The sequence below is a fragment of the Amycolatopsis ponsaeliensis genome, assembly GCF_030182635.1.
GTDB classification, from domain to species: domain Bacteria; phylum Actinomycetota; class Actinomycetes; order Mycobacteriales; family Pseudonocardiaceae; genus Amycolatopsis; species Amycolatopsis ponsaeliensis.
Window position 1 is genome coordinate 157,361 of sequence record NZ_JAPZLD010000008.1, and the last position, 17,653, is coordinate 175,013.

16 protein-coding genes and 1 pseudogene are annotated in these 17,653 nt (G+C 72.6%); 4 read left to right on the forward strand and 13 right to left on the reverse strand.

All coding sequences use genetic code 11. From position 1 onward, the window contains the following. Nucleotides 1-48 precede the first annotated feature (48 nt). Nucleotides 49-459, forward strand: a complete 411-nt coding sequence (locus QQ657_RS14470; RefSeq protein WP_284742631.1) for an ATP-binding protein — start codon at nucleotides 49-51, stop codon at nucleotides 457-459. 3 nt (nucleotides 460-462) lie between these two features. Here QQ657_RS14470 and QQ657_RS14475 read toward each other — a convergent pair whose 3' ends face one another. The 7 genes and pseudogenes from QQ657_RS14475 to QQ657_RS14505 form a co-directional block, all read right to left on the reverse strand. Next, entirely contained in the window at nucleotides 463-1,185 is a 723-nt protein-coding gene (locus tag QQ657_RS14475) for a GAF and ANTAR domain-containing protein (RefSeq protein WP_284742632.1), read from the reverse strand. 211 nt (nucleotides 1,186-1,396) lie between these two features. Continuing rightward, on the reverse strand, nucleotides 1,397-1,699 hold the full coding sequence (locus QQ657_RS14480; RefSeq protein WP_284742633.1) for an STAS domain-containing protein: 303 nt from the start codon (nucleotides 1,697-1,699) through the stop codon (nucleotides 1,397-1,399). Further along, nucleotides 1,696-5,763: a SpoIIE family protein phosphatase gene (locus QQ657_RS14485; RefSeq protein ID WP_284742634.1), complete on the reverse strand. Its 4,068-nt coding sequence runs from the start codon at nucleotides 5,761-5,763 to the stop codon at nucleotides 1,696-1,698. The genes QQ657_RS14480 and QQ657_RS14485 overlap by 4 nt, the downstream gene beginning before the upstream one ends. 163 nt (nucleotides 5,764-5,926) lie before the next feature. Next, the gene (locus QQ657_RS14490) at nucleotides 5,927-6,352 is read right to left on the reverse strand and encodes an ATP-binding protein (protein ID WP_284742635.1); all 426 of its coding nucleotides are present in this window, start codon (nucleotides 6,350-6,352) and stop codon (nucleotides 5,927-5,929) included. Then, nucleotides 6,349-6,555: a SpoIIE family protein phosphatase gene (locus QQ657_RS14495; RefSeq protein ID WP_284742636.1), complete on the reverse strand. Its 207-nt coding sequence runs from the start codon at nucleotides 6,553-6,555 to the stop codon at nucleotides 6,349-6,351. The genes QQ657_RS14490 and QQ657_RS14495 overlap by 4 nt, the downstream gene beginning before the upstream one ends. Nucleotides 6,556-6,704: 149 nt before the next feature. Then, a pseudogene (locus QQ657_RS14500) lies at nucleotides 6,705-7,925 on the reverse strand (PP2C family protein-serine/threonine phosphatase); the annotation flags it as partial. Next, nucleotides 7,922-8,305, reverse strand: a complete 384-nt coding sequence (locus tag QQ657_RS14505; protein WP_284742637.1) for an STAS domain-containing protein — start codon at nucleotides 8,303-8,305, stop codon at nucleotides 7,922-7,924. The pseudogene QQ657_RS14500 and the gene QQ657_RS14505, both read right to left, overlap by 4 nt. A 172-nt stretch (nucleotides 8,306-8,477) precedes the next feature. On the opposite strand from QQ657_RS14505, the gene QQ657_RS14510 reads away from it, so the two are divergent. Beyond that, nucleotides 8,478-8,861, forward strand: a complete 384-nt coding sequence (locus QQ657_RS14510) for an STAS domain-containing protein (RefSeq protein ID WP_284742638.1) — start codon at nucleotides 8,478-8,480, stop codon at nucleotides 8,859-8,861. Between the two features lie 17 nt (nucleotides 8,862-8,878). On the opposite strand, the gene QQ657_RS14515 is transcribed toward QQ657_RS14510, so the two are convergent. Continuing rightward, nucleotides 8,879-10,102, reverse strand: coding sequence for a PP2C family protein-serine/threonine phosphatase (locus QQ657_RS14515; RefSeq protein WP_284742639.1), 1,224 nt, complete (start codon nucleotides 10,100-10,102; stop codon nucleotides 8,879-8,881). An 82-nt stretch (nucleotides 10,103-10,184) separates the two neighbouring features. Here QQ657_RS14515 and QQ657_RS14520 point away from each other — a divergent pair, with 82 nt between their 5' ends. Continuing rightward, nucleotides 10,185-10,856 carry a histidine phosphatase family protein gene (locus tag QQ657_RS14520; protein ID WP_284742640.1) on the forward strand — a complete coding sequence of 224 codons (672 nt, stop codon included), beginning with the start codon at nucleotides 10,185-10,187 and terminating at the stop codon, nucleotides 10,854-10,856. A 3-nt stretch (nucleotides 10,857-10,859) separates the two neighbouring features. Here QQ657_RS14520 and QQ657_RS14525 read toward each other — a convergent pair whose 3' ends face one another. From QQ657_RS14525 to QQ657_RS14540, 4 genes are read right to left on the reverse strand one after another with little or no spacing between them, the layout of a single operon-like run. Then, nucleotides 10,860-11,579, reverse strand: a complete 720-nt coding sequence (locus QQ657_RS14525; protein ID WP_284742641.1) for an SDR family oxidoreductase — start codon at nucleotides 11,577-11,579, stop codon at nucleotides 10,860-10,862. Further along, nucleotides 11,576-12,421, reverse strand: a complete 846-nt coding sequence (locus QQ657_RS14530; protein ID WP_284742642.1) for an oxidoreductase — start codon at nucleotides 12,419-12,421, stop codon at nucleotides 11,576-11,578. The genes QQ657_RS14525 and QQ657_RS14530 overlap by 4 nt, the downstream gene beginning before the upstream one ends. Nucleotides 12,422-12,464: 43 nt before the next feature. Continuing rightward, a complete protein-coding gene (locus tag QQ657_RS14535; protein WP_284742643.1) occupies nucleotides 12,465-13,280 on the reverse strand; it encodes a helix-turn-helix transcriptional regulator in 816 nt (271 codons plus the stop codon). A 54-nt stretch (nucleotides 13,281-13,334) separates the two neighbouring features. Further along, complete coding sequence (locus QQ657_RS14540) at nucleotides 13,335-14,903, reverse strand: alkaline phosphatase D family protein (protein ID WP_284742644.1); 1,569 nt, start codon at nucleotides 14,901-14,903, stop codon at nucleotides 13,335-13,337. Nucleotides 14,904-15,039: 136 nt separating this feature from the next. Between QQ657_RS14540 and QQ657_RS14545 the strand changes: the two genes are divergently transcribed. Next, nucleotides 15,040-17,241 (forward strand): extracellular catalytic domain type 1 short-chain-length polyhydroxyalkanoate depolymerase, encoded by a 2,202-nt coding sequence (locus tag QQ657_RS14545; protein ID WP_284742645.1) that lies wholly within the window; start codon nucleotides 15,040-15,042, stop codon nucleotides 17,239-17,241. On the opposite strand, the gene QQ657_RS14550 is transcribed toward QQ657_RS14545, so the two are convergent. Continuing rightward, nucleotides 17,238-17,648, reverse strand: a complete 411-nt coding sequence (locus tag QQ657_RS14550; protein ID WP_284742646.1) for a methylated-DNA--[protein]-cysteine S-methyltransferase — start codon at nucleotides 17,646-17,648, stop codon at nucleotides 17,238-17,240. The two genes, QQ657_RS14545 and QQ657_RS14550, sit on opposite strands and share 4 nt — an antisense overlap. Between the last annotated feature and the right edge of the window lie 5 nt (nucleotides 17,649-17,653).

Genomic DNA, 17,653 nt, shown 5'->3' on the forward strand with positions numbered 1-17,653 from the left:
AAATCCGACCGGTGGGTAGCAAACCCACAGTCCCCCGAGGAGGTGAACGTGGAAGAGCACGGAGCGGACGGCTGGCGGTACCGCGGCACGGTTTCGCCACGGACTCTGCCGAGCTTGCGCCGGCACCTCGTGTCGTGGCTTCGCAGACGCGCCGGTGACGAGGTCGGCAGGCAGGCCGACGACGTCGTCCTCGCCTGCTGGGAAGCGATGGCGAACGTGCTGGACCACGCCTACCACGGCCGGCCCGGGCTGATCGACGTCCGGGCGCGGATCGACGAGGACGTGCTGATCGTCACCGTCGCCGACCAGGGGCGCTGGACCACGATCGCGGAGCGGTCCGACGGCGGCCGCGGCCTGCGGCTGATCCAGGCGCTGGTCGACGGCCTGGACCTCCGCTCGACCGACGACGGCACGGTGATCACGCTGACCTGGCCGTTCCCGGTCCGGCGCACCGCGTGAACGTCAGCCGGCCGAGAGGCTTTCGACGAACCGGGTCGCGATGTCCCGGAGCTTCACGTTGGTGTGCTGCGACTCCGCGATCAGGCGCTTCATGGCCTCGTCGGCGGTGATCCCGTGCACGGCCATGAGGATGCCCTTGGCCTGCTCGATCACCGCCCGCGAGCTCATCGCCAGCTCGAGCTCGGCGGCGCGCTGCCGGGCCCGGTGGTAGCGGCGGGTGGTGCGCAGCCCGAACGAGACGATCGTGGTGTAGAGCCGCAGCATCCGCGAGTCCGTCTCGGCGAAGCCGTGGTCTCCGTAGCCGAAGAGGTTGAGCGCGCCGGCGAGGGTGCCGTCCACGCGCAGCGGCGCGGCGAGGTAGCTGCCGACGCCGAGGCTCAGTGCGTGCGAGGTGAACTCGGGCCACAGCGCGCCGGCCGTGGCGAGCGGCAGCCGGACGATCTCGCCGCTCTCGGCCGCCCGCAGGCACGGGCCCTCGCCCGCCGCGTACTGGACGCGGTCGATATCGACGGCGCGGTCGTCGGTGGAGGCGGCGGTTTCCGGCCGGCCGTCGCGGATCGCGGTGATGCTGGCCATGTCGGCCCCGGGCACGGCCCGGACGGCTTCGGCGCAGACGACGTCGAGGATCTCCGCCTCGGAGGGTTCGGTCTCCAGGGCGCCCGTGAGCTCCGCCATGGCGGCGGTCAGCTCGTCGAGGTGCTCCGACGGGATGGGATCACCGGTCACTGCGCTCACTCCCGTCCCGAGTTCCTGCGCGAACCTTACCCGCGGGCGGAACGGGCCCGGTGAGCCAGGAGGGAGCGGTGGCTCCGGCCCGAGGCTCGCTGCTGAACGTCGTGGGTTGGCGCCGAAAACCACCTCGCGGCGACCTGGCGGCACAACCCACCCCGCGGCCGTCGCTGACCGTCGCATACCCGGTACGGAGCGGGTCAACCCTTCAGCGGATGGTGACTTTCGCGGCTTCGGTGAAACCGGAAACCCGCAGGACGCGTTCGAGCAGCCGGGGTGCGACCAGGCGCAGGTCGTGGGCCGCGGCCCGGTCGAACAGGGCCGCGATCCCCGCGCTGTCGAGGTAGGTCGCCCCGGTCAGGTCGACGGTCAGGGCGGTCCCGGCCGCGAGCTCGCGGTCCAGGGCGGCACCGAACTCGGCCGCGTTGCCCATGTCGATCTCACCGGTCACGGTCAGGATCCGGTCCCCGTCGTCGCCCGCGGAGGCGACCAGCGTGAGTGCCGTGGTCACGAACCGATTCTCCATTCCAGCGTGACGGTGGTGCCAGTCGTGTCCTGCTGCACCGCGACCGTGTCGGCCAGTGCTTCCATCATCGGCATCCCGCGACCGCGCAGGACGTGGTTGTCCGGGGGCGGCCGCTTCCAGTGGCCCTGGTCGGTCACCGTGACGACCAGCTGCGAACCGGCGAAGCGGGCCGAGAGGTGCGCGTTGCCCGAGTCTTCGGGGTAAGCGTGCTCGACGGCGTTCGCACAGGCTTCGCCGGTGGCGACGAGCACGTCCTGCGCGAGGTCCTCGCCGAGCGACGCCGTGCCCAGCCACGCGCGCAGCCAGTGGCGCGTCGAGGCGAGGCTGTCCGGGTGCGCCGGGAAGTCCAGCTCCAGCGGCGGTACCGACCGGCGGTAGAGCAGCAGCGCGACGTCGTCCTCGTACCCGTCCGCCGGCCGGAGCCCGCTCATCAGCGTCGCCGCCAGGTCGGCGAGGTCGGCGTCGCGCGCGTCGTGGGCGGCCGAGGTGGCCCGGTCGATGCCGTCGTCCAGGGACTCTCGGCGGCGTTCGACGAGGCCGTCGGTGTAGAGCATCAGCAGCGAGCCGACCGGGACGACCGCCGTGGCCTCCGGGCGCGCGGCGGGGACGCGGACCGCGAGCGGCACGCTGCCGCCCGCGTCGAGGAACTCCGCCGAGCCGTCGCGGTGCACCAGCGTGGCCGGCGGGTGGCCGGCGCTGCTGTAGGTGAGCGCGCCGGTGGCGGGGTCGAGGATCCCGCAGAAGACGGTGGTGCACAGGGCACCCGGCAGCCGGTCGGCGAAGCGGTCGAGGGTGGTCAGGGCGTGCGCAGGGCCGTTCGCCTCCAGCAGCAGCGCGCGGCAGGCACTGCGCAGCTGGCCCATCACCGCGGCCGCGGCGAGTCCCCGGCCGACGCAATCGCCCACGACGATGCCGATCCGGTCACCGGACAGGGGGACGACGTCGTACCAGTCGCCGCCGACCTCCAGCGGCGGGTTCGCCGGTTCGTAGCGCACCGCGAAGCCGTCCGGCAGCAGGGCCGGGCCGAGGATCGAGCGCTGCAGCGCGATCGCGACCTCGCGCTGCCGGTCGTCACGGTGGGCCCGGCGCAGGGCGTGCGCCAGCGTCCCGGCCAGCAGCGCCAGCAACGTCCGGTCCTCGGTGCCGAGCGGGCGGCGCGGGTCCGGCTCCACCCAGAGCGTCAGCCGGCCGCCGGGGTGGTCCAGGGTCGCGCCGGCGCCGCCCTCCGCCGGCGTCGCGTGCAGCGCCGGGAGCGTGCGCACTTCGTCGAGCCGCGCGCGCAGCGGCGCGGCGAGGTCCGTCCACTTCCCGTCGCCGGGGTCGGTCGACGTGAGCTCCGGCTCGCCGTCGTGCGGCCAGGTCACCGCGAGCACGCGTTCGGCCTGCCACAGCTCGCACAGCAGGTCCAGCCCGGTGCGCAGCGCGTCCGGCACCCCGCTGACCCCGGCGAGGCGCTGGTTCATCGCGGCGAGCGCGTTTTCCCGCTGCACGGCGTAGCGCTCCGCGGTGACGTCGCGGATCGTGCCGACGAGCCGGCGGCTGCCCTCGTCGTCGTACAGCTCGTTGTAGGCGATCGCGGCCCACACCCGGTGCCCGGCCCGGTGGCGCAGCGGCAGCACGAAGCTCCCGGCGGGCTCGTCCCGTGCGCGGGCGAAGGCGGCGGCGACCTGCCGGTAGGCGTCGGGGTCGGCGTCGCGGGACGGCCACCACGGGTGCGGCGGCGGGTACGGCAGTCCGGCGGGGCCGAAGCCGAGCAGCTCGGCGCACGCGGCGTTCAGCTCCACGACCCGCCCGTCGGCGTCGCAGACGAAGAAACCCTCCTGCAGCGAGTCGATCATCGCCGCGCGCCACCGGGAGTGCTGCGTGCGCAGCCGGGCCAGCCGGATGGTCGTGCGGACGCGGGCGATCAGCTCCTGCGCGGAGAACGGCTTCACGAGGTAGTCGTCGGCCCCGGCGGCCAGCCCGTCGACGGCGGCCTCCTGCCCGGCGCGGGCGGACAGCAGCAGCACGGGCACGGCGGCGGTGCGCGGGTCGCGCCGCAGTTCGGTGAGCAGGCCCAGGCCGTCCAGCCGCGGCATCATGACGTCGCTGATGATCAGGTCGGGCGGCTCGCCGGACGCGGCGGCCAGCGCCTCGACGCCGTCGCGCACCGCGGTCACCGCGTAGTCCTCGCGCAGCAGCCGGACGAGGTAGTCGCGCATGTCGGCGTTGTCGTCGGCGACCAGCACCCGGGCACCCGTGACCGGGACCGGCGCGACGTCGGGGGTGGAGTCGCCGTCCGGCAGCCAGCGCAGCGCCTCCTGCACGTAGGGCTCGGCGGTCCCGGCGTCGATCCCGCCCGCCGGCCGCTCCGGCGCGAGGTGTTCGGCCGGCAGGTGGCGGGTGCCCAGCGGCAGCCGGATCCGGAACGTCGTGCCGGCGCCGGGCGTGCTCTCCACGGCGATCTCGCCTTCGTGCATGCCGACGAGCTCCCGCACCAGGGCGAGGCCGATCCCGCTGCCCTCGTTCGAGCGCGCCCGCGCCGACGGGATCCGGTGGAACCGCTCGAACAGCCGGGGCAGCTCGGCGGCGTCGATCCCGATCCCGGTGTCGGTCACGGTGATCACGGCGTGCTCGCCGTGCAAGGCCGTGTGCACCCGGATCTCGCCGGTGAAGGTGTACTTGACCGCGTTGGACAGCAGGTTGAGGACGACCTTCTCCCACATCCCGCGGTCGACGTGCACCGGCCGGCCCAGCGGCGGGCAGTCGACCTCGAACCGCAGCCCGGCCCGCTCGACGGCGGCGCGGAACACGCTCGCCAGCTCCGCGGTGAACGCGGCGAGGTCGACCGGTTCGAAGCTGGCCTGCATCCGGCCCGCTTCGATCCGCGAGAAGTCGAGCAGGTTGTTCACCAGCCGGCCCAGCCGCAGCGCGTTGCGGTGGATGACGGCGACCTCCTCGCGGACGCGCTCGTCCGCGTCGCCCAGCGTCCGGTCCAGTTCGGCGACGGGACCGAGGATCAGGGTGAGCGGGGTCCGGAACTCGTGGCTGATGTTGGCGAAGAAGGTGGTCTTCGCGGCGTCCAGCGCGGCCAGGTCCTCCGCGCGCTCCTGCTGCGCCTGGTAGGCGAGCGCGCCGTTGACCAGTGCGGCGGTCTGCTGGGCGACCAGCCCGAGGAACGTCCGGTAGGACTCGTCGAGCGCGTGCCCGGCGCTCGCCGCGAGCACGATCACGCCGGCGGCCTCGGCGTGTCCGGGCAGCGGCAGGACGACCGCCTCGGCGGGCGGGGTGGACCAGGTGCCCGACGGCAGCTCGCCGAAGGCCGTCAGGTCGGACACGGTGCGCGGAACGCCGTCGGCGTGCACCTCGCCGAGCGGCCAGCCGTCCGCGTGCCCGGCGCCGCCGGGGGTGACGGCCGCGAGGGTGAACTCGCCGTCGTCTTCACGGATGTGGATCGCGGCGTAGGGGACGTCGGCACCGGCCCGGCCGAGCACGCCGGTGACCAGCTCGCAGGCCTCGGCGACACTGCGGGCGATGCCGGCCTGGGCGCCGAGCTCGCGCAGGGTCGCCAGCCGCCGTTCGCCGATCACGCGCTCGGTGGTGTCGGTGACCGCGGTGAAGACGGCCCGCACGACGCCTTCGTCGTCGTGGACCGGGCTGTAGGAGTAGGTCCAGTAGGTCTCTTCCCAGTAGCCGTGCCGGTTCATCGGCAGCAGCAGGTCTTCCGACCAGGTCGCCTCGCCGGTGGTCATCACGCTCTCGAGCATCGGGCCGATGATGTGCCAGATCTCGTCCCAGACGTGCGCGCCCGGCTTGTCGAGCGCGGGGTGCTTGGTGCCGAGCAGCGGCAGATAGGCGTCGTTGTAGAGGAACCTCAGGTCCGGGCCCCACCAGACGATCATCGGGAAGCGCGAGGTGAGGCAGATCCGCACGGCCGTCGTCAGGCTGACCGGCCACGCCGCCGGTTCCCCCAGCGGGGACGCGGTCCAGTCGAACTCGCGCATCCGGGCCGCCATCTGGCTGGTTCCCGGGAAGACGGCGCGCTGGCCGGATTCCTCGCCGACGCTCATCACACTCCAGGTTGACGGGGCTCCGTGAGCCTACCCGCGCGGGCCCGGCACCGCCGTGCACGGATCCGCTGTCTTGAATGAGTCATTCAGGACCTCCCAAGACCTGAATGACTCATTCAAGACGTTCGGATCGCGGGTGAGGGGGAAGCGGGGCGCGGCGTCGTCAACCCGCGCTGTCGGAGAGCCACGTCATCGTGACCGTCGTGCCGTCCTCGCGGTGTACCTGGGCGCTGTGGTCGGCGAGGCTGTCGATGAGCAGCAGGCCGCGGCCCCGCAGCCCGTTCGTCGCCGCCGGGGCGCGCCAGGCCCCGTAGTCGGTGACCGTCACCGTCAAGCGCCCGTTCTGCGCCTCGGCGCGGACGTCGACGGGGCCCGCTTCGCCGTCGGGGTAAGCGTGTTCGGCGGAGTTGGCCATCGCTTCGTAACCCGCCAGGACGACGTCTTCCTGGCGTTCTTCGTCCAGGCCGAGCGTGCCCAGCCAGTCGGTCAGTGCTTCGCGCAGCTCCGGCAGCCGGTCCGCCACGGCGGCGATGCGCCGGTGGAACGTCGCCGGTGGTGCGGGCGCGCCCGGGGGGAGGGGGTCCGTCATGCTCCGTCCTCTCCGCGGTGACGCACGTGGATCAGCGCGATGTCGTCGTCGTGCCGGCCGTGGGTCAGCTCGTCGACGAGCTTGTCCCACGCCGTGCCGAGGTCGGCCGCGGCCAGCAGTCCCGGGATGCCCGCCAAGAGCCATTCCACACCCAGGGTGAGGTCCCGCGTGCGGCTTTCGACCAGTCCGTCGGTGTAGAGCACCAGGTCCGCACCGGGCGGGAACCCGGTGGTGCGCTGAGGAAACTCCGCGCCGACGCTATGACGACCTCGGCCAGCGCCTCGCCGATCTCCTCCGGCGCGGTGCCCGGGCGGATCAGGATCGCCGGCAGGTGACCGGCGTTCGCGAAGGTCAGCGTGCCGTCGTCCGGCCGGTGGACCGCGTAGAAGCAGGTGACGAAGCTTTCGCCGAACAGCCCGCCGGTCAGCGCGGAGACGTTGCGCAGCACCTCCGACGGGTGCAGTTCGAGCAGCGCGTAGCAGCGGATGGCCGTGCGGACCTGGCCCATCACGGTCGCGGCCGTGACGCCGTGGCCGACGACGTCGCCGATGACGAACGCCGTCGCGCCGGACGGCAGCCGGATGACGTCGAACCAGTCGCCGCCCACCTTGCTCCCGGTCGCCGCGGGCAGGTACCGCGTGAACACGTCGAGGCCGGGGGTCTCCGGCACGACCGGCAGCATGCTGCGCGACAGCTCCGAAGCGAGGTTGCGCTCGCGCTCGTACAGGCGGGCGTTGTCCAGCGCGATGGCCGAGTAGGCGGCGATGCCCTCGGCGAGGTACTCGTGCCGCGCGGTGAACCGGTCCGGCTCCGAGTGGCCGAAGAAGAACCCGCCCAGCACTTCGCCGCTGGTCGGGCTGAGCGCCGGCACGGCCAGGTAGCTGTACACGGGCAGGTGCCCGGCCGGCATCCCGTGGTGGGGCGCGTTCTTCCCGAACCGCGGGTCCCGCGTGATGTCGGGGCTGCGGACGGTGCCGTCGCCGTCGAAGGTCGGCGCGAACACCGCGGTGTTGCGCGGCATGGGAAACCGGTCGAACGCCGCGCGCGGCACGCCCGAAATCGTGTACAGCGTGTAGGACTCGCCGAGCTCGTCGATCAGGTTGTAGAAGAACGCGCCGAACCCGGCACCGGTCGCCTTCGTGGCCGCGTCGGTGGCGTCCTGCACGATCCGGTCGATGTCGAGCTGCGCGGTCAGTTCGCGGCCGGTCGAGTGCAGCGCGTCGAGCACCACGGCTTCGCCCCGCAGCCGGCGCAGGGCGCCCGCCAGGTGGGCGGCCGCGGCGTCGATCGCGGCGGCGACGGCGGACGGCGTCCCGCCGATCTCCTCGGTGGTGTAGACCAGTGCGTCCTGCCCGTCGCCGGCGACGGCGATCGCGCCGGTGATCTTCCGGCCCGGCACCAGATCCGCCAGGAGCGCGCGGCCGGTCACGGCGACCGCGGCGTGGTCGCCGAGCACCGAGCGCGCTTCGGCCGGGGAGAGGAGGCGGACCTCGGTGGCGACGGGGGTTCCGGAGCCGCCGGCGAACGCCCGGCGCACGGCGCCGAGCAGTTCGTCGAACCCCGGCGCGGTCATCCGGTGGCCAGTGCCTCGGACAACGACGGGTAGATGACGAGCTCGTCGGTCAGCCGGGTCAGCTGCAAGGGCCGCAGGGTGATCCGGCCGGTGGCCACCACCCGCAGCGGCGCGGACACCGTCCGCCCGCGGTGCGCCCGCACGAGCTCGGCCATCCCGGCCGACGCCAGGAAGGTGACCCCGGTCAGGTCGATGACGAGGACCGCCGGTGCCAGGCGCGCGGCCCGCTCGGCCAGCTGCCGCAGTTTCGGCGCCAGTGCGAGGTCGAGGGCTCCGTCGATCCGGAGCACGGCGGTGCCGTCCCGGTCTTCCAGCGTCACCGTGCCCGCTGAGCTCGCGGCGGCACCGAGGGTGTTCCCGGTCTCGTCCGTTTCGGCCATGACGACCATCCTGCCTGTTCGTGCCGGGTCCGCAAGGCGGGACGCGGTGTTGAAACGGCGGTGGGCGTGGCGGGCGGGCATGATTGGCACCGGTTGAGCAGACAGCCTTCGTGATCACGCGTGCCCACCGGAAATCCCGGGGGCGTCGCCGAAGGCAAGGAGACGAAACACGATGACGGAACACATCCACAGTGAGGGCTCGGCCACCGCTGTGCCATTCGGCGAGTTCCGGATCGCCCGATTGGAGCAGGGCGACGCGGTCGTCGTGGAGGTCGCCGGGGATGTGGACACGACCACCGCACCTGCTCTTGCCCAAGCCGCCGCGGAGGCGCTGACGGCTGCTCCGCCGTTGCTGGTGATCGACCTGACCCGCGTGGACTTCCTCGCCTCTCCCGGCCTGACGGCGCTGCTGACCATCCACCGCGACGCCGGTCCCGGCACCGTGGTGCGGATCGTCGCGGCCGGCCGGGCGACCCTGCGCCCGATCCAGCTCACCGGGCTCGAAGAGAGCCTTTCGCTGTTCCCGACCCGCGAGGCGGCGCTCACCGCGTCCTGAACGGCGTCCCGGCCGGGTCAGCCGCCGGCCGGGACGACCTCACGCCGGATGGCCAGCAGGGCGACGTCGTCCTGGGCCGCCCGGCTGCCGATCATCTCGGCCATCACCTGCGCGCAGACCCGGTCGGGCTCGTCGGCGCGCAGGGTTTCCGCCAGCAGCTTCATCCCGGCGTCCACCGGCCGGTCACGGCGCTCGACCAGGCCGTCGGTGTAGAACGCGAGCACGCTGCCCGGCGTCAGGCCGACCACCGTCGTGCGCCGCCGGGGCTGCCCGATGGTCAGCCCGATCGGCGGATCCGGCGGCACATCCAGCAGCCGGCCCGGTTCACCCGGCTCGGCCTGCACGGGCGGCAGGTGACCGGCGAGCGACAGGGCGAGGGTTTCGCGGCTCGGCTCGACGACCCCGTACGCGACCGTGGCCATCGCGCCGTGCTCGAAGTGGTTGGCCTTGCGGTCGAGCTTCGCGAGCACGTCGGCCGGGTTCTCGCAGTCGAGGGCGTACGCGCGCAGGGCGCTGCGCAGCCGTCCCATGATCACGGCGGCCTCGAGACCGTGGCCGGAGACGTCGCCCATCACGACGCCGACGCGGTCGCCGGGGAGCGAGAACAGGTCGTACCAGTCGCCGCCGAGGCCGCTTTCCGCACCGGGCACGTACCGGGCGCCGAAGGTGAGACCGGGCAGGTCGGGGAGGCTGTTCGGCAGCAGGCTGCGCTGCAGCGCCATGGTGGCGGTGCGGTTCTCTTCGAGCGCCTCGACCTGGATCGCCATGGCCAGGCGGTCGGCGAGCAGCTGCAGGGTGCCGACTTCGCCCTCGGAGAACCGCCGGGGCGCGACGCACCCGATGTGCAGCACCCCGACGAGCTCGCCCGCGGCGACCATCGGCACGCCGAGCATGGCGTGCAGGCCCCGCTCCCAGAGCAGCGAGTTGACGACGGTGGTTTCGTCGACGTGGTCGAGGACGACGGGAGTGCGTTCGAGCGCCACCCGGCCGGCGAAACCGCTGCCGATCGGCACCCGGACGCCCTGGTGGACCTCTTCTTCGATGCCGGCGGCCGCGAAGGCGACCAGCTGGCGGCCGCTGGCCTGGTACCGCAGCACGGTCGCGGTGTCGACGTCCATGCCTTCGCGCAGGCGCTGCAGGGTCTCGGCGAGCAGCTCGGCGAGACCGAGGTGCTCGGCGGGCGCGCCGATGATCGTCTCCAGCAGCTTGAGACGATCCTCGGCGTCGAGACTTCGCGACATGGACCGACCCTAGCCGGGAGCCCTTGGCGCGCCTAACCATCCCGGGTTTCGTCGGCGGGTCCCCGCGGGTACCAAGCCCGGCGTGAGCGTCGACTTGGAGTGGGTGGCCGTGCTGCGCCACGGCGAGAGCACCGGGAACGTGGCCCGGGAGGCGGCGGAGTCGGCGGGGGCGGACGTGATCGAGGTCGCCGAACGCGACGCCGACGTCCCGCTGACCGACCGGGGCCGGCACCAGGCGAAGGCCGCGGGGGAGTTCTTCGCCGAGCATCCGCCGGACCTCGTGGTCACCTCGACCTACCGCCGGGCCTGGGACACAGCGCGCCTGGCCGCGCCCGCCGGCGTGCGGATCGTCCCGGACGAACGGCTGCGCGACCGCGAGCTCGGCGTCCTGGACCTGCTGACCTCCCACGGCGTCCGCGAGCGCTGGCCCGACGAGCTGCGCCGCAAGCGCCGGCTGGGCAAGTTCTACTACCGGCCCCCGGGCGGCGAGTCCTGGGCGGACGTCGTGCTGCGGCTGCGATCCCTGCTGACCGAGCTGAGCGCGGAGCACCCCGGCAAGCGGGTGCTGTTGTCCGCGCACGAGATGACGATCTACGCACTGCGCTACCTCCTCGAAGGACTGCCGGAGCCCGACCTGCTGCGCGTCGCCCACGCCACCGATGTCCCGAACGGCTCGGTGACGACCTGGGAACGCGACCCCGACGGCGCGTTCTCCATGGTGCTGGCCCAGCAGGTCGGTCACCTGCCGTCGTGAGGGTCACCGCTGCGCGGTCGGCCGCACGATCAGCTCGTTGACGTCGACTCCCTCCGGCTGGCCGATCGCGTAGGAGATCGCCCCGGCGATGGTGTCCGGCGGGAGCGATACCGCGCGGTACGTGCGCATCGCTTCCCGCGCACCGGGTTCGGTGATCGTGTCGGCCAGCTCGGACTCGACGACGCCCGGCGACACCGTCGTGACGCGGATGCCGGGATCGGCCTCCAGGCGCAGGCCTTCGGTGATCGCCCGGGCGGCGTACTTCGTCGCGCAGTAGACCGCGGCGGTCGGCACGACCTCGTGCGCGCCGGTGGAGGCGATCGTCACGAAGTGCCCCGCGCCTGCGCGCTTGAAGTGCGGCAGCGCGGCCGCGATCCCGTGGAGCAGACCGCGGACGTTGACGTCGAGCATCCGGTCCCACTCGTCGACGAGCAGGGAATCCAGGCGCGACAACGGCATCACGCCGGCGTTGGCGACGAACACGTCGAGCCGGCCGTGCGCCTCCACGGCGGCGTCGGCGAACGCGGCGACCTCCGCGCGGTCGGTGACGTCGAGGCGGCGCACGTCCGCCGTGCCCCCGGCGTCGTGGATTTCCTTCGCCAGCGCGGTCAGCCGGTCTTCCCGCCGCGCACCGAGCACGACGTGGTGGCCTTCGCGGGCCAGCCGCAGCGCGGTGGCGCGGCCGATGCCGCTGCTGGCACCGGTGATGAGGACGATCTTCACGAATTCTCCTTGGCCGGGAAGTCGGCGCCGAGGGTGGTCTCGCGCCAGGTGTCGAAGGTGGACCGGAGCGTGTCGAGCCGGGCCGTGGCGATGTCGTAGGCGGCCATGCCGAGCAGCAGCCGCAGAGGTGGTTCGGGAGCGTCGACCGCGGTCAGGATCGCCTCGGCGGCGCGGACCGGGTCGCCGGGCTGGTGCCCGTAGGTGGCGGTGGTCGCGGCCCGGCGGGCACCGGCGGTCTCGGCGTAGTCGTCGATGCGGGTCGCCGATTGATGCATGGAGGGCCCGGACCAGTTGGTGCGGAACGCGGCGGGCTCGACGATCGTCACCTTGATACCCAGCGGCGCCACTTCGGCGGCCAGGGACTCGGAAAGCCCTTCCACGGCGAACTTCGTCGCGTGGTAGTAGCCGGTGGCCCCGAACGCGGCGAGCCCGCCGAGGGACGACACGTTCACGATGTGGCCGCCGCGCCGGGCCCGCATGCCGGGCAGCACCGCGCGGGTGACGTCGGCGAGGCCGAACACGTTGGCGTCGAAGAGTTTCCGGACCTCGTCGTCCTCGCCTTCCTCGATCGCGGCGAGGTAGCCGTAGCCGGCGTTGTTGACCAGGACGTCGATCCGGCCGAACGCGGCTTCGGCCCGCTTGACCGCGTCGACGACCTGCGCGTGGTCGGTGACGTCGAGTGGCAGGGCCAGCGCGCGGTCGCCGTGCGATGCGACGAGGTCGGCGACCTGCGCGGGGTCGCGGGCCGTGACGACGGCCCGCAGCCCGCGCTCGAGCACCGCGGTGGCCAGGGCGCGGCCGAGGCCGGTCGAACAGCCGGTGATGAACCAGTTTTCGGGCATGACGAAGTACTCCGTCCTTGGCGGAAATGACAGAAAGGGTTTTCTAGCTCGCGGCGAGGCTGCCGAGCAGGCCGAGCCCGGCTTCCGACGGGCTGCCGGGCTCGGCCTGGTAGACGACCAGCTGCTGGCCGGGCGCGCCGTTCACGGTCAGCGCCTCGTAGCTCAGCACGAGCTCGCCGACCAGGCAGTGGTGGAACCGCTTGGTCTCGTGCGTCTTCTGCCGGATGTCGTGACGCGCCCACAACCGGCGGAAGTCCGCGCTCTTGACCGACAGCTCGCCGACCGTCTCGATCAGCCGGGGATCGTCCGGATCGAGGCCCGCGGCCACGCGCAGGCCGCCGACGGTGTTGACCGCGACGCGCTCCCAGTCCGGATAGAACTCGCGCGCGTCCGGGTCGAGGAACACCAGCCGGACGAGGTCACCGCTGTGGGTGTGGCCGCCGAACAGCGCCTCGCCCAGCGCGTTGTGCGCGAGCACCTCGAGGCAGCGGCCGAGCACCAGCGCGGGCGTGTCCGGCCAGCCGTCCATCAGCCGCAGGAGGTTCGGGCTGACCTGCTCCCGCCGCGCGCGCCGGCGTCTCGGAGCCGGCTGGGCCAGCCGGTGCAGGTGGGCGGTGGCGTCCTCGTCGAGGGCCAGCCCGTGAGCCAGCGCGTCGAGGACCTGCGGCGAGGGATTCCGCTCCCGGCCCTGCTCGAGCCGGATGTAGTAGTCGGTGCTGACACCGGCCAGCACCGCGACCTCCTCGCGGCGCAGCCCGGCGACCCGGCGCGACCCGCCCGCGGGCAGGCCCAGCTCCGCCGGTCCCACCTGTTCACGGCGGGCCCGGAGGAACTCCCCGAGCACGTTCTCCTTGGCCATGATCCGAGGCTAACCCGGCTCAGGCCGGGAAGGGTGGCCGCGCCGCACCCACCCTCACGCTCCGGTGAGCCGGATCGGCTCCCCGTCCCGCTCCGGCTGCAGCAGGGTCGCGGTGGCTTCGCGCCCGTCGACGTCGAAGGTCATCACGGCGTTCCCGAAGTGCGGTCCCGACACGCAACCCCAGGTCAGCGGCGCGGGCGGGACCCCGACCCGGCGAGCCAGCCCCTCGCTCAGCCGGGTCAGCCCCCGCGCCCAGCCCGCGCGGAACAGGCGGTTCATGTACCAGGGGACGGTGTTGTGCACCGGCGAGCAGGTGAGCTGGTGCACCGGCGCCCCCGGGAGGTCGGCCCGCGCGACGTACGCGTGGTGGACGTCGCCCGAGAGCACGCTCACCGACGCCGCGTCCCCGTCCGCGACCCGCCCGATCAGCCGCGTCAGCCGGTCGAACGACTCGCGGAAGGCCGGCCAGTGCTCGAGGTCGGCGAGCTGGCGGAACCACTCGGACGCCCGCCCGACGAGCCCCGGCCGCGTGCACAGGCGCTCGTTGACCGACTGCGCGGCCGACAGCGCGGTGGGCATCAGCCACGGCAGCGACGTCCCGATCAGCAGGTGGTCGAACTCGCCGGAGGTCTGCTCCTCGATCCAGCGGAACTCCGCTTCGCCGATCATCGACCGCTGCCCGCCCTCGAGGATCCGTCCCGCTCGCGAGTCGATGACCAGCAGCCGGACCGGGCCGAAGTCGCGGCGGTAGGACCACCGGGTGCCCTTCGCGCCGTCGGCTTCGCGGTCGGCCTGGTCGGCGAACTCGCGCAGCAGCTCCGCATTGTCCACCCCCGAAGTGCTCACCCGCTGGTAGAGGTCATCTTCGGCCAGCTCGTGCGGCCCGAGGTTGCCCAGGTGCTGGTAGACCCAGTACGACACGAGCGCGCCGCGGATCCGCTCCGGCCACCATGGCGTCTGCGTCATTTGCTCGCGCCAGGCCTGCGAGGTGTTCCAGTCGTCGCGCACGTCGTGGTCGTCGAAGATCATCGACGTCGGCACGGTGGACATCAGCCAGCGCACCGCCGGTTCGCGCCAGGCCTCGAAGTACAGGTGGCAGTACTCCTCGAAGTCGGCGACCTCGGTGCCGGGCGGCTTGCTCGTGTCGCGCCGGGAGGCGAGCCACTCCTGCGTCGCGTCGGTGGTTTCGTCGGCGTAGACCTGGTCGCCGAGCAGCAGCAGCGACTCGGGCCACTCGCCTTCGTCGAGCTCGGCCATCCGGTGGGCGTAGGCGGCGAGCGCGTCCGGGCCGAGCGCGTCCTCCTCCCGCGGCTTGCGGCACGACCCGAAGACCAGCCGGAACCGCGGGTCGCCCGGGGTCAGCGTCCGGATCCGGCTGGGCGGCAGGTCGCTGTCCGGCTCGGGCCAGACGAGCTCCCCGTCGAGCCGGACCTCGTACGGCGTGGCGCGCCCGGGCTCCAGCCCGGTGAGCACGACCAGCGCGTAGTGGTGCCCGGCGACCTCGAACGTCCGCGCTTTCGCTTCCGCGACAAGGACTTCACACGGTCCGTCGGTTTCGACCCAGATCGTCGCGGAGGTGGCGTCGACGTGCCGGAGCAGCGGTCCCAGGAGGAGCTCGGTCATCCCCGGATCCTTTCAGCAGTACGGCCGGTCGGCAGTTCGAAAGGTCCCGAAACATTCCGATAATCGTTGACCGGTTCCGGGCCGCGAACCAACGATCGTCGCAGCTGCGCCCTGCTCCCGGAAAGGATCTACTCGAGTGCGAAGACTTTTCACCGCCCTCCTCGCCGCCGTGTTGTCGATCGCCGCCGCCATCGTGCTGGTGATCACGGCGCAGCCCGCGTCGGCCGCCACGCTGACCCGCGTGACCGGTTTCGGCACCAACCCCAGCAACCTCAACATGTACGCCTATGTCCCGGACCGGGTGGCGGCCAAGCCGGCGCTGCTGGTCGCGATCCACTACTGCACCGGGTCGGCGTCGGCGGTTTTCAACGGCTACGCGCGCGACTACGTCACCGCGGCCGACCAGTACGGGTACGTCATCGTGTTCCCCGAAGCCACGCGCAGCGGGCAGTGCTTCGACGTCTCCTCGCCGCAGGCCCTCACCCGCGGCGGCGGCAGCGACCCGGTCGGCATCCTGTCGATGGTCGACTACGCCAAGCAGCACTACAACGTCGATCCCGGCCGCGTGTTCGTCACCGGGTTCTCCTCCGGCGCGATGATGACGAACGTTCTCGCCGCGGAGTACCCCGACGTCTTCGCCGCCGGTTCGGCGTTCATGGGCGTTCCCGCCGGCTGCTTCGCCACCACCGACGGGTCGAGCTGGAACAGCCAGTGCTCGGGCGGCCAGCTCATCAAGACCGCCCAGCAGTGGGGCGACCAGGCCCGCCAGATGAGCGGCGGGCGGACCGGCCCGTACCCGCGGATGCAGCTGTGGCACGGCACCGCCGACGACACCCTGCGCTACCCGAACTTCGGGGAGGAGATCAAGCAGTGGACGAACCTGCGCGGGGTGAGCCAGACGCCGTCGTCGAGTGACGCTCCGCAGTCCGGCTGGACGCGCACGCGCTACGGCTCCACCGGCACGCAGGCGCCGGTCGAAGGGATCAGCGTCCAGGGCGCCGGGCACGCTCTGCCGCAGAACGGGATGGTGGCGTACGCGATCGCGTTCCTCGGCTTGAACAGCGGCGGCACGACCACGACGACTTCTCCGCCGCCGTCCGGAGGTACCACGCTGGGTGGCGCGGCGAACGGGACCGGGCGCTACTTCGGCACCGCGGTCTCGGCGAGCAAGCTCTCGGACAGCGTCTACACGGGCATCCTGGGCCGCGAGTTCTCCATGATCACACCGGAGAACGAGATGAAGATCGACGCCACCGAGCCCTCGCAGGGCCAGTTCAGCTACGGCAACGCCGACCGGATCGTCAGCCAGGCGACGAGCCAGGGTGCCCGGATGCGCGGGCACACGCTGGCCTGGCACGGGCAGCAGCCCGGCTGGATGCAGGGCATGGAGGGGTCCGCGCTGCGCTCGGCGATCCTGAACCACGTCACCCAGGTCGCGACCCACTACCGCGGTCAGATCTACGCTTGGGACGTCGTCAACGAGGCCTTCGCCGACGGCAGCTCCGGGGCGCGGCGCGACTCGAACCTGCAGCGCACCGGCGACGACTGGATCGAGGCGGCGTTCCGCGCCGCGCGGGCGGCCGACCCGAACGCGAAGCTCTGCTACAACGACTACAACACCGACGACTGGAACCAGGCGAAGACCCAGGCCGTGTACCGCATGGTCCAGGACTTCAAGTCCCGCGGCGTGCCGATCGACTGCGTCGGCTTCCAGTCGCACTTCAACAGCAACAGCCCGGTGCCGTCGAACTACCAGACGACGCTGCAGAGCTTCGCCGCCCTCGGCGTCGACGTGCAGATCACCGAGCTGGACATCGAAGGGTCGGGCACCACGCAGGCGAACAACTTCCGGACGGTCACGAACGCCTGCCTCGCGGTGGCGCGCTGCACCGGCATCACCGTGTGGGGCATCCGTGACACGGACTCGTGGCGGGCGTCCGGCACGCCGCTGCTGTTCGACGGCAACGGCCAGAAGAAGGCCGCCTACACCGCGGTGCTCGACGCGCTGAACGGCGGCACCACCCCGACGCCGACCACCACACCGACCACGCCCACGACTCCGCCGCCGGGCGGGTGCACCGGGACCTACGCCAAGACGGCGGAGTGGAACGTCGGCTTCAACGGCCAGGTGACGGTGACCGGGTCGACCAACTGGGTGCTCACGATCACCTTCTCGGCACCCCAGAAGGTCATCGGCAGCTGGAACTACACGGGCACCTGGGACAGCACCGGGTACGTGCTGACCGCGCGGCCCAACGGGAGCGGCAACGTCATCGGGTTCACCGTGCAGCACGGCGGGAACCTGACGGCGCCGACCGTGACCTGCTCGGCAGGCTAGAACAACCGGCCGACCTCGTCCGCGGGCGGTTCCTCCAGGCCGAGGAGGAACCGCTTGCGGTCGAGACCGCCGGCGTACCCGGTCAGGCCGCCGCTGGTGCCGACCACGCGGTGGCAGGGCACGATGACGCTGATCGGGTTCCAGCCGTTGGCGTTCCCGACCGCCTGCGCGGCGCCGGGGTCGCCCAGCTCGGCGGCCAATTGCCCGTACGTGCGGGTCTCGCCGTACGGGATCTTCGTGAGCATCGCCCAGACCTGCTTTTCGAACGCCGAGCCGCGGGGGGCGGGGGCGGTGACGCGGGGGGGGCGCAGGTGGCCGTCGAAGTAGAGGCCGATGAGCGCGGTGCCGTCGCCGACCAGGGTCAGGGGGCCGACCGGGGACGCGACGACGGTGTGGCGGACGCTCATGGCGT

Coding starts and splice junctions, on each gene's coding strand:
- QQ657_RS14485 (WP_284742634.1), bottom strand. CDS start 5,763: ATGAGCGTCGGCGAGGAATCCGGCCAGCGCGCCGTCTTCCCGGGAACC.
- QQ657_RS14490 (WP_284742635.1), bottom strand. CDS start 6,352: ATGACGGACCCCCTCCCCCCGGGCGCGCCCGCACCACCGGCGACGTTC.
- QQ657_RS14505 (WP_284742637.1), bottom strand. CDS start 8,305: ATGGCCGAAACGGACGAGACCGGGAACACCCTCGGTGCCGCCGCGAGC.
- QQ657_RS14510 (WP_284742638.1), top strand. CDS start 8,478: ATGACGGAACACATCCACAGTGAGGGCTCGGCCACCGCTGTGCCATTC.
- QQ657_RS14515 (WP_284742639.1), bottom strand. CDS start 10,102: ATGTCGCGAAGTCTCGACGCCGAGGATCGTCTCAAGCTGCTGGAGACG.
- QQ657_RS14530 (WP_284742642.1), bottom strand. CDS start 12,421: ATGCCCGAAAACTGGTTCATCACCGGCTGTTCGACCGGCCTCGGCCGC.
- QQ657_RS14535 (WP_284742643.1), bottom strand. CDS start 13,280: ATGGCCAAGGAGAACGTGCTCGGGGAGTTCCTCCGGGCCCGCCGTGAA.
- QQ657_RS14540 (WP_284742644.1), bottom strand. CDS start 14,903: ATGACCGAGCTCCTCCTGGGACCGCTGCTCCGGCACGTCGACGCCACC.
- QQ657_RS14550 (WP_284742646.1), bottom strand. CDS start 17,648: ATGAGCGTCCGCCACACCGTCGTCGCGTCCCCGGTCGGCCCCCTGACC.